The organism is Lujinxingia vulgaris, assembly GCF_007997015.1.
In the GTDB taxonomy this organism is placed as follows: Bacteria; Myxococcota_A; Bradymonadia; order Bradymonadales; family Bradymonadaceae; genus Lujinxingia; species Lujinxingia vulgaris.
In genome coordinates this window covers 139455-151181 of record NZ_VOSM01000006.1, presented here as the reverse complement: position 1 = coordinate 151181, position 11727 = coordinate 139455, and the positions used below count along the sequence as shown (strand labels likewise).

Annotated in this window: 7 protein-coding genes; 5 read left to right on the top strand and 2 right to left on the bottom strand. The window is 65.3% G+C overall.

The features are described 5' to 3' along the window. Positions 1–164 precede the first annotated feature (164 nt). The 3 genes from trhA (at position 165) to FRC98_RS21585 (ending at position 6149) form a co-directional block, all read left to right on the top strand. Positions 165–818, top strand: coding sequence for a PAQR family membrane homeostasis protein TrhA (trhA, locus tag FRC98_RS13490; protein WP_146981965.1), 654 nt, complete (start codon positions 165–167; stop codon positions 816–818). 567 nt (positions 819–1385) lie between these two features. Further along, positions 1386–3404, top strand: coding sequence for a pre-peptidase C-terminal domain-containing protein (locus FRC98_RS13485; protein WP_230467597.1), 2019 nt, complete (start codon positions 1386–1388; stop codon positions 3402–3404). A gap of 783 nt (positions 3405–4187) precedes the next feature. After that, a complete protein-coding gene (locus FRC98_RS21585; protein ID WP_230467596.1) occupies positions 4188–6149 on the top strand; it encodes a DUF7305 domain-containing protein in 1962 nt (653 codons plus the stop codon). 269 nt (positions 6150–6418) lie between these two features. On the opposite strand, the gene FRC98_RS13475 is transcribed toward FRC98_RS21585, so the two are convergent. Next, on the bottom strand, positions 6419–6853 hold the full coding sequence (locus FRC98_RS13475; RefSeq protein ID WP_146981963.1) for a hypothetical protein: 435 nt from the start codon (positions 6851–6853) through the stop codon (positions 6419–6421). Positions 6854–7423: 570 nt separating this feature from the next. On the opposite strand from FRC98_RS13475, the gene FRC98_RS22055 reads away from it, so the two are divergent. After that, positions 7424–8542 carry an RCC1 domain-containing protein gene (locus tag FRC98_RS22055; RefSeq protein ID WP_283809655.1) on the top strand — a complete coding sequence of 373 codons (1119 nt, stop codon included), beginning with the start codon at positions 7424–7426 and terminating at the stop codon, positions 8540–8542. A gap of 415 nt (positions 8543–8957) precedes the next feature. On the opposite strand, the gene FRC98_RS13465 is transcribed toward FRC98_RS22055, so the two are convergent. Beyond that, positions 8958–9893 (bottom strand): LysR family transcriptional regulator, encoded by a 936-nt coding sequence (locus tag FRC98_RS13465; protein WP_146981961.1) that lies wholly within the window; start codon positions 9891–9893, stop codon positions 8958–8960. 171 nt (positions 9894–10064) lie between these two features. Here FRC98_RS13465 and FRC98_RS13460 point away from each other — a divergent pair, with 171 nt between their 5' ends. Continuing rightward, complete coding sequence (locus FRC98_RS13460) at positions 10065–11618, top strand: hypothetical protein (RefSeq protein ID WP_146981960.1); 1554 nt, start codon at positions 10065–10067, stop codon at positions 11616–11618. Positions 11619–11727 lie beyond the last annotated feature (109 nt).

The window sequence follows — 11727 nt, the reverse complement described above, 5'->3', positions numbered from 1 at the left end:
ACCGATTCGCGCCCTGATATCAACCACTTAGCCTCACCCTTGACCCGACCCAATCCAAACACCTGTCAGCCAGAGTCCCTCTTGCGAACCCGGCAACTTCCCGCCAGAGTTCAAGAGGTCGTGAACGCCACATCCTTTGCTCTCATCTCACCACCGGACACGCCATGAGTCCAGCCCCCTCCCTCGATGCTCCCGAAAAACCCAGCCTCCGCGGACAGATCCACTACGCCTCGGCCTTCGCCGCACTGGGCGCCGGGATCATGCTCGTCCTCTTCGCTTCCAGCCCCCAGGCGCGCCTGGCCACCGCCATCTACGCCGCAAGCCTGGTCAACCTTTTGGCCACCAGCGCCACCTACCACATCATCAACTGGCCGCCGACAGCCCGCGCCCGCATGCGCAAGCTCGACCACGCCGCCATCTTCATCCTCATCGCCGGCACCTTCACCCCCATCTGCCTGCTGGCCATGAGCGCCTCCGGCGGCAAAGCCCTGCTCACCCTCGTCTGGTCCGGCGCCGCCCTGGGGACCCTCAAAGAGTTCCTCTGGCCACGCGCCCCCAAGTTCATCACCGCCCTGATCTGCGTCCTGCTCGGCTGGACCAGCGTCCCGGCCGTCCCCCGCATCTACGCCGACTACGGCCTCCTCACCGTCGTCCTGATGCTCGGCGGCGGCGTCGTCTTCACCCTGGGCGCCCTGGCCTACGCCCTCAAACGCCCCAACCCCGCACCGGCCACCTTCGGTTACCACGAGGTCTTCCACACCCTGGTCGTCATCGCCGCCGCCATGCATTTTGCCATGGTCACCATCGTCGCAACCTGACCCACGCTCACTCGAACACCGCGTAAATCCTGACCAGAACGCGACCCACGGTCATCTCCACCCACGACCCACGGTCACCGTTTCGCCCCACAAATAGCCGACTTTACACGACCCACGGTCACACCCTCTCACAACCCACGGTCATCTCCACGCACGACCCACGGTCATCTCCACGCACAACCCACGGTTACCTTTTCGCCGCATAAATAGCCGACTTTCCACGACCCAAGGTCACACCCTCTCACAACCCACGGTCACCGTTTCGCCCCACAAATAGCTGACTTCGCACGACCCACGGTCATCTCCACGCACAACCCGCGGTTACCTTTTCGCCGCATAAATAGCCGACTTTCCACGACCCACGGTCACACACTCACCCACCCCACAGCCGCCCCCTCGCCACACCCGATCCTTATCGCGCTACACAACTTTATCTCCCCATATTTGACGACCTCCCTCCCGGCTCCTACCCTTCTGTCGGCCCGCAAAACTGCTCTTCCGACCGCGCCACTGCTGAACGCGGTCTCCAAATGCTGCTGATCCCCTGCTCCCCCAATGAGGACACGCATGATGTTGGCTCCGCGGACACCCCTCGCCATTGCTCTGACCCTCGCCACGCTCAGCCTCGTGGCCTGCGGCACCGACCCCTACTTCTCGCCATACGTCGAGCCCGTCCCCGAAGACGACTCCACAGACGTCGCGCTGGCATCCCCCGAGCTCACCAAAGAGGGGCACGTCATCCTGGGCGACACCCGCTACCGCTCCGTGGCCGACTTCCACCAGTCCGACGAGTTCCGCAACAGCGGACGCCGCTGCGCTACCGCCCACGACATCAGCGCCGCACAACTTCCCCTGAGCAACCGCTCGGCTGCCTCCTGCGGCTACAACTACACCTCCATCAACCCCCTCTACGAACCCGACGAGATCCTCGAGATCCCGGTGGTCTTCCACGTCATCCAGCGCACCGACGGCACCGGCTACATCTCCGAGTCCCTCATCCGCAGCCAGATCGACGTCCTCAACGAAGACTTCCGCGCCCTGCCCGCCACCCCGGGCCGAAACGGCGTCGACGCCCGCATCCAGTTCGTGCTCGCCAGCCAGGCCCCCGACGGAAGCGCCACCGACGGCATCAACTACCACACCAACAACACCTGGTTTAACGACCCGGGCTACGGCGTCACCCCCATGAAAGCCGCGCTCGCCTGGGACCCCGAGCGCTTCCTCAACATCTACACCAACGACGCCAGCGGCGCGCTCGGCTACGCCACCTTCCCCCAGACCGACGCCGGCGACGCCATCGACGGCGTCGTACTCGCCTGGAACGTCGTGGGTCGAAACGCCCCCCAGGCCGGCATGTTTAACCAGGGCCGCACCGCCACCCACGAAGTCGGCCATTACCTGGGGCTCTTCCACACCTTTGAGGGCGGCTGCGGCAGCGCCTCCAGCCCTTACTCCACCGGCGACCTCATCGCCGACACCGTCGCCCACCCCGGCCCCGACTACGAATGCCAGGCGCGCGCCAGCAGCTGCGGAGGCGGCAACCACCCCATCCGCAACTTCATGAACTACACCCCCGACGGCTGCATGACCGGCTTCTCCGAAGAACAGGTCAACCGCATGCGCTGCTCGCTGATCAACTTCCGCGATGAGCTCTTCGCCACCTCCGGCAACACCTCGGCGCTGCCCCCCGAGGCCGACTTCACCGGCAGCGTCAACGAACTCACCGTCACCTTCTCCGATCAAAGCTCGGCCGGCGACTCCAACATCACCTCCTGGCTGTGGAACTTCGGCGACGGGCAGTCCTCCGACCAGCCCTCCCCCACCCACACCTACGCCACCGCCGGCGAGTACACCGTCACCCTCATCGTCACCGACGCCGACGGCGACACCGACAGCGCCTCGGCCACCGTCACCGTTAACGCCCCCTCCCAACCCCAACCCTCCGACGCGCTCATCGACGGGCAACCCCGCACGAACTTAAGCGGCGCGGCCGGCTCCCAGCGCAACTTCTACATCGACGTGCCCGAAAACACCGAGCGCCTCCGCGTAGAAACAGCCTCCGGCTCCGGCGACGCCGACCTCTACCTGCGTTTTGGCAGCCTTCCGACCCAATCCGACTACGACTGCCGGCCCTACGAGTCCGGCAACAACGAAGTCTGCACCATCGACAACCCGCAGCCGGGCCGCTGGCACGTGATGCTCGACGCCTACCAGCCCTACCAGGGCCTCACCTTAAGCGCCGAACTCACCGCGGGCGCCGTCCAGAACCCCAACCCGCAGCCCGAGCCTACCGTCGCCGAGCTCACCGACCTCTCCGCCGGCTCCGGCCAACAGCTCCGATACACCATCGAGCTGCCCCAGGGTCTGCAATCGGCCACCTTTGAGACCATCGGCGAAAACGGCGACGCCGACCTCTACCTGCGCCTCGGCGACGCCCCCACGACCTCCACCTTCGACCACCGCCCCTTCCTCTACGGCAGCAACGAGTCGGTTACCCTCGAAAACCCGCAAAGCGGCGAATGGCACATCCTCATTAATGCCTACGAGGGTTTCAGTGACCTCACCCTGCGTGTGACTTACGAGTAATCCTCCTTCTCCGCCTTTACCTCCGAGCGCCACTTCTTTCCGGGAGTGGCGCTCGTCTTTTCTTGCTGATGAAAACGCCCCCAGATCCCAATCTCAGATCAACCCTGGGTCACCGTTCAACCGCATAAATACTTATCCTTCCTCGACCCTGAGTCACCACTCTGCCGCATAAATACTCATCCTTCCTCAACCCTGGATCAGCCTCCCACAGCTTCGCCAGCCCCCCCTCAAGATGACCCTGGGTCAAACCTACCAACCCGATCATCCCCCCCTCAAGATAACCCTGGGTCAGACCTCCACCGCATGAAACCTCCCCCATCATCATCGTTTCAAACGCATTTCCCTCGTAATCTTCACCTCTCCCACCCGACCCGCGGTCATCTATATCATGACCCACGGTCACCCGACCCACGGTCACCAAAACCCTGACCCACGGTCACCCGACCCACGGTCACCAAAACCCTGACCCACGGTCACCCAAACCCTGACCCACGGTCACCCCTCCCCGACCCACGGTCACCTCTCCCACCCGTCCCACGGTCATCCAAACCATGACCCACGGTTACCCTTCCCTCACACACACACACCCCATACACAACCGCCCCCTCTTATCCACCTCGTAGACCTCGCACCCCTCACGTCCCCGCCCACCTCATCCGTTACAACATCTTACGACCACGCCTCTTGAGATCCCCCTCAACTTCCTCCACCATCGATCCCAGACCTTTCGTCTAACAACTCGCCGATCACTTAACCTGATCGATGACCAGGCAGGAGCAATGTATGTTGAATTCACGCGCTCTCCTCACCTTATGCGCGGTGCTCTCACTGAGCCTCATCCCCCTGGGATGTTCCGATGAAGTGACCGACACCGACACGGGCACCACCTCCGACTCCGGCGACCCTGGTGACTCCGGCGACCCTGGCGACTCCAGCGACCCGGGTGACTCCGGCGACCCTGGCGACTCCGGCGATGCCGATACCACGGTCGATGACGGTGGCGATCCCGACGCCGACGCCGACGCCGGCCCCTCCACCCCCACCGACCCCGTCGACGACCCCGATCGCTTTGCCTGCGCTGGCGAGTATCAGCTCATCTGCGACGACGTCTGCACCAGCCCCAAGACCGACCCCGACAACTGCGGCGGCTGCGGCATCACCTGCGGTGAAAATGAAGCCTGCTCCGGCGGCTTCTGCCTCGAAGAGTGTCGCCCCGGCGAAAACGTCTGCGATCGCGAATGCGTCGCCTTCCAGACCGACAACAACAACTGCGGCGGCTGCGGCATCGCCTGCGGCGAAGGTGAAGGCTGTGTCGAAAGCGCCTGCGTCCCCGCACTCGCCTTTGAAGAGCCCGCCTTCTGCGCCGGCGGCGGCCCCCCCGTCCGTTTCGATGAGGTCAACGACGACCTCTGCTCCGGCGACGTCGCCGAAGAGACCTTTCGCTGGGCGATGTGCATCTGCAGCGACGCCCGCTTCACCGCCGGCATGAACACCGACGCCTTTGACAGCCGCGAAGGCCCCTACCTCCCCGGCTCGCTCGGCGGTAGCGTCGGCGCCAACAGCGAGTTCAACACCAACAGCGCCAACGACATCGGCGGCTCGGTCTGGGTCGGCCCCGGCGGCTCCCTGGGCTGGAACGCCGCCCAGAACGACATCCGCGGTGAACTTCACGTCGGCGGCATCTCGGCCAACTCCTCCAACACCACCACCGTCGCCGAGAACGCGTTCATCGCCCAGGAGATCTCCGGCTCTTTCGTCATCGACAAGACATTGACCATCCCCAACTCCGGCACCATCGGTGGCGGTATCACCTATGGCAACCTCGTCCGTGATCCGGTCTCCGTCGCGCCCCCCTGCGGCTGCGAAGAAGACGAGCGCGTCCCCGTCGAAGCCCTCGTCGCCCGTCGCGCCACCTTCAACGACAACGACGCCATCGGCCTTGAATCTGACGCCATGATGGACGGCTCGGTGCGCCGCCTCGAGCTCCCCTGCGGCCAGTACTACCTCGACGGCATCAACACCGCCGGTGAGGTCGTCATCCACTCCACCGGCCGCTCTGCCATCTTCATCGGCGGCGACATCAACGCCGGCCGCCTCGTCATCAAAGCATCTCCCGACGCCGAACTCGACGTCTTCATCGACGGCGCCATCAACGCCGCCGGCATGGAGCTCGGCTCGCCCAACTACCCCGCCAACACCCGCTTCTACATCAGCGGAGAGCGCCTCCAGATCACCAGCGACGTGCTCGTCGGCGGCTTCATCTACGTCTACCCGGGCCGCGTCCAGATCGTCGATAACGTGGAAATCTTCGGCGGCATCTTCGCCAACGAAGTGCAAATCACCGCCCCGGTCTCCATCCACTACGACCGCCAGGTGCAGCGCTCCGGCGAAGTCTGTGAGATCCCCGTCGAAGAACCCGATACCGATCCCGATCCTGCCGACCCCGATCCCGACGCCGGCGACACCGATCCTGATCCCGATCCCGACGCCGGCGATACCGACCCTGATCCCGACGCCGGTAACCCTGACGCCGGCGACACCGACCCCGATCCCGAGCCCGTCTGCTCCAGCCTCGATGAGGCCTGCTCCTCCAGTGGCGACTGCTGCGCCCCGCTGAGCTGCGAAGAAGGCTTCTGCGGCACGGCCGCCTGCCGCACCGCCACGCAGTCCTGCGTCTACAACAGCGACTGCTGCAGCGGCATGTGCGCCCGCTCCGGAGACAGCGGCATCTGCATCGTCGGCTAACCCCCGAGAGACGCCGTAAACGCAACACTTCCCCACGAGCCGGGCCCCATCAGGGAGCCCGGCTCGTGGCTTTTTGCCCCTGGAACATCCCCAATCAAACCAACGGGGGGTCACACCTGCCCCGCATAAACACACAACTTCTCGCGACCCACGGTCGCTCATCCGCCCCCTCGCGCATCCCCCGTCCCCCTCCCCGACCACAAAAAACCCACGCCCGAATCGGACGTGGGTTCCACTTCAAACCACCTTCTTTGCCGCCTGAATGCGTCTCAGAGGCGGTTGCCATTCGCGCTCAACGTCAACGTCCCGTTGGGCGAAGAGAGCGTCGCATTCAGCGTAAAAATATTGCCCACAACCGTCCCATTTCCCTGAGCCGTCACCGAAAACGCGTTGCCGTTCGCGTCGGTCAGGTTCACGCTCTGAGAGTCGATCGAAAACGACGTATCTCCCTGCACCGTCGCCCGCAAATTACGCAGATCGGCCACCGAAATAATCAAATCTGCCGTCGTCCCCGCCGTCACCACAATATCGGTCGTATACGTCTGCGAGCCCGAACCGCTCAGCGTCGCCGTCCCCTGATACGTCCCCACAAAATGATCCGTGTCGGGCTCATCACTGCCTAACTCGCCACATCCGGCGGCCAGCGCAAACACCACCATCATCACCATCGCAAGAATACGACCCTGCAACACATCCATACGCATAACTTTCCCCACTTGAGGTTGCGCCGACCGCATACGCGCGGCTGGCCCGGTTGACCCACATTGGTTTTGCGATGCTTAAGCGATAGCGAAGAGAGCCATCGACGTCAACACAGACCTCGCCAGACTGTTTTGCAGCCCCTAAACACGTCGCAACGCTCAGCCTCACCCATGACCCGGGGTCGCCGCTACGCAACGCCCCCGGGGTCACCGCTCACCCGCATAAACACTCAACCTTTCGCGTCCCGCGGTCATCCACAACCCACCTCAACCGAGGCACTTCACTGCCTCCACCCCACCCACACGCCCCCTCGACCTCCTCCGCCAACATGCTACGCGGTCATCCACAACCCACCTCAACCGAGGCACTTCACTGCCTCCACCCCACCCACACGCCCCCTCGACCTCCTCCGCCAACATGCTACGCGGTCATCCACAACCCACCTCAACCGAGGCACTTCACTGCCTCCACCCCACCCACACGCCCCCTCGACCTCCTCCGCCAACATGCTACATTGACGCGCCAGCCCCACGCGCTCTCCTCCCCCACCACCCTCGCCAGTGACGATGTTGATGATGCCCCTCCCCACCCCTCGCCAGCTCACCATCCTCCTGGCCCTGCTCACCGGCATTGGCGCGCTCGCTGCTTGCGATCGCAACGAGCGCAACACCACCCCCGATGAGGCCACACGCCCCGCCACCTCCCTCTTTCTGATGTCCGCCGAACACGCCTGCGCCCTCGGCGCCGACGGACAGGTCTGGTGCGCCGGCGCCAACGCCGCCGGACAGCTCGGCGACAACACCCACACAACCCGCGCCGAGCTCCAACCCGTCGAAGGCCTCCGCGAGGCCGCCGGCATCACCCTCTCCCCCATCCACAACAGCTGCGCCTGGGACTCCGACGGCGCCCTCTGGTGCTGGGGCGGAAACGAAAGCGGCCTGCTCGGCCCGGACACCGACGCCGACGACAGCCCCATGCCCGTGCGCATCGCCGGACTTCCCCCCCTCGCCTCGGCCACGCTCGGCGCCTACCACGCCTGCGCCCTGACCCGGGAAGGCCAGGTCTTCTGCTGGGGCGAAAACCGCCGCGGACAGCTCGGCCGCGGCCAGACCTCACAGCCAGACCCCACCCCAAAGCCAATAAACCTCGACGAAAAAGCCATCGCCCTTGCCGCAGGCCTCGAGCACACCTGCGCCCTCACCGAATCCGGCGAAGTCTACTGCTGGGGCCACAACCGCCACGGCGCTCTGGGCATCACCACCGAAGGCGACATCGCCACCGCCCCCCTCAAACTCCAACTCTCCGAGCCCGCACACGCCATCGCCGCAGCCGGCTACCACACCTGCACCGTCACCGGCCCCGAGCGCACCCTGAACTGCTGGGGCGACAACACCTTCGGCCAGCTCGGCCTGGGCGACCGCCTCCCCCGCGCCGAGCCCACCCCCGTCCCCGGCGCCATCGCCCTCTCCGAGCTCGCCACCTCCGGAGCCGCCGTCTGCTTCCGCAACATCGAGGCCACCGTCTTCTGCGCCGGCGGCCCGCCCGACGCCCCCGCCGACTCCGCGACGCGCTTCAACGCCACCCCTCTCCTCTCCCAGACCCGCGCCATGCACGGCGCCATGGGCGGCATCTGCGGCATCCAGGGCGACCACCAAATCGCCTGCAGAAAACTCGAAAACGCCACCGACTAACTCCCCACACACCTCCCCCTCCGCACCGACCGTGGGTCACGCCTCACCCGCATAAACACTGCCCCGAGCGCCTCCCACGGTCACCCTCCTACCCCACTGCATCACCCCACACCGCAACGACCCACGGTCATTTTTTGACCCCATCATTGCTCGCGATGATGCGACCCACGGTCACCCACACACACGACCCACGGTCACTTTTTTGACCTCGTGAAAACACGACCCACGGTCATCCCCCAAACACGACCCACGGTCATTTTTTGACCTCGTGAAAACACGCCCCACGGTCACCTCTCACCCGCACAAATACTCGCTCCAACACGACCCACGGTCACATCCCGAAACGACCCACGGTCACCTCTCACCCGCATAAACACGCGCTCCAACACGACCCACGCTCCCCCCAACCCCACCATCACTCCCTGACCAAAAGATCCTCACGCACCCTCCGCCCCACCTCCTCCAACATCTCCCGCGCCCCACTACGCCCGACCTCCTGCTCCCGCACCGCCCCGAACACCCGAATCCCCTCCAACCCCTCAAACCCCACCCGCCGCACCTCCCCCCGCTCCACCCACGGCCGCGCCGCCACATCCGGCAGCACCGTCACAAACCTCCCGCTTCGACACACCTCCACGTTCGTCGTCAACAACGTGATCTGCATCCCCACTCGCCGCGACACATCCACCGGCCAACCGTCCATCACCTGCCCGCTATCGCCCACCTGCGGCACCGAGAAGGGCCAGCACAACACCTCCTCTTCCCCCACCTCCGCCGCCCGCTCAAAGAGCGGATGTCCCTTCCCGCAGTACACCGACGCCCCGATCCGCCCCAGCTCCTCCACCTCCACCCCCGGTGCGCTCAGCCCCTCGTAATAAAACGCCACATCCAACTCCCCTCGCCAGAGCTTCTCGTTGGCATCTCGTGGCCGATGGTTCTCCAGCATCGGCAAAAGCTGCGGATGCCGCTCGCACAACGCCAGCGCCGCCGGCAGCACAAACGAGTTCGTCAGCACCCCCAGCGACCCCACCCTCAACCTCCCCCCTACCCCCTCAACCTGCACCTCTTCCACCACCCTCCCCAACCCGCCCATCGCCTCCTGCACCGCCGCCAGCAGCTGCTCCCCGGCGGTGTTGAGCACAAGCCTCCGCCCCACCCGGTTAAAGAGCTCCACCTCCAGGTGCTCCTCCAAAAGCCGCACCGTCCGCGAGAGCGCCGGCGAGCTCACGTGCAAGCGCGCTGCCGCCGTCGGCAAATGCTCCGCCTCGGCCACGGCCCGAAACGCCGGCAACCAGTTCCAGATCGCCTCCAGACTCACCCCCGCCCACGCCCCTCGCTGCTGCTCCGCCACGCCCTCACCTCCATCTCAGCTTTCTTCAACGTCAGCATCATAAAGAATACCTGAACAACCCATCAAAAACATTCAAATTTTATTCAGACCATCTCTTCGGCACACTCATCTCCAGACGCAACCCACCCGCGCGCTCCCCCCGGAGACGTCGACTCGCCCGGAGATCCCGCCATGAACCGCTCGCCAGCCGCACACTTCGCCCTCCTCACCCTTCTCGCAGGTCTGGCCGCCTGCGGCCCCGCCCCCTTACCCCCATCCCCCGACACCGACTGGAACCTCGACGAGCCCACCCCACCCGCCGAGCCGGCCGCCCCTACCTGCCTGCCTCAAGCTGAAGCGAGCAGCCTGCAGCCACCGCCCGAGTTCACCGGCAGCCTGCCCGACTGCCAGGTGCCCGCGCTCCCCGTCGACAACTTCCCGGCGGTGACCTGCGATGAGCACTCCCTGACTCTCATCAACATCTTCGGCACCACCACCTGGCACTTCGCCGACCCGCAGGGCAGCCGCATCGTCCTCATCGAATTTCAGGACGCCCTCGCCAGCGACGACGTCACCGTGGCGCGAACCTGGACCTTCGACGACCGGGAGCGCCTCATCCACGAGTCCCAGGTCCTTACGCGCTTTGTAGGCCCCCCTCAGATCACCGAGCTCACCCACAGCTACGAGGACGATCGCCTCATCAGCATCGAACTCCTCAACGACAATGCGCTCACCCGCACCCTCTTCGACTACGACGACGAAGGCCGCCTCACCCGCGCCACCCGCACCTTCCCCGACGACTCCCACGAATCCGCCAGCTGGATCTACCACGCTGGCCGCCCCGTCGAGCTCATTCGCGAGCGCAACGATGAAGCTCTCCTCCACATGCGCTGGAACTTCTCCCCCGAAGGTCACCTCCAGGCCATGCACGTCGACGCCGATATCGACGCGACCGCCCCCGCCCTACTCGACTCCTACGCCGCCCATCCCGACTGGCCGCACCTTATGGGCCTCCCCTCCAACGACGGCGCCTGGTCCCCCCTCCCACACTCCGACGAGCAATGCTCGCCAGTTCCCACCGCGCTCACCCACGGTTACCCCGCCGCCGATGTGGTCTACATGCTCCTCGGCCCCGCCCCGCAGCTCGACCTCTTCCACGTCTCCACCGCCTACCAGGGCTACGGCCTCTTCCTGCGTTTTGGCCTCGACTACTGGGTCGGCCACGACGGCGCGGGCTTCGCCTGGCCCGCCGCCTTCCAGCCAGGCGACCACTGGCAGACCTCCCGCCACTTCGACACCTCCGGCCACATGGTCCGCGAAGACATTCTGCGCTTGAACGAGGGCCAACTTATCGAGCGCGCCGAACGCCGACGCGAACTTCGAGACGGCCGCATCCTCTCCGACCGCCTGGAGCGCACCCTCACCGCCGACGCCCACGCCATCCCCACCCGCACGCTAAACTTCGACTACCACGCTGACGGCCGACTCTCCGCCCGCACCCTGACCTCCCCAGACGGCACCATCCTCCAGCGCGCCGTCTGGCATCTGGAGAACAATCGCCTCACCGAACACCACGTCGACTCCCAGCTCCACCAACCCCACCCCACCGACGCCCCCTACCGCCTCGACGACACCACCGAGGCCACCCCCACCGGCCGCTTCACCCTCACCACCACCGAACACCACTACTGGCTCGGCCACACCTCCCCCCCTCAGGAATTCACCCGGCCCGCCCAGACCCCATAACGCCCCCTCCTCCCCTGACCCTGGGTCATCTCTCACCCGCATCATCACTGCACCCGAGACGACCCACGGTCACAAAAAACTCGACCCACGGTCACAAAAAACCTCGTCC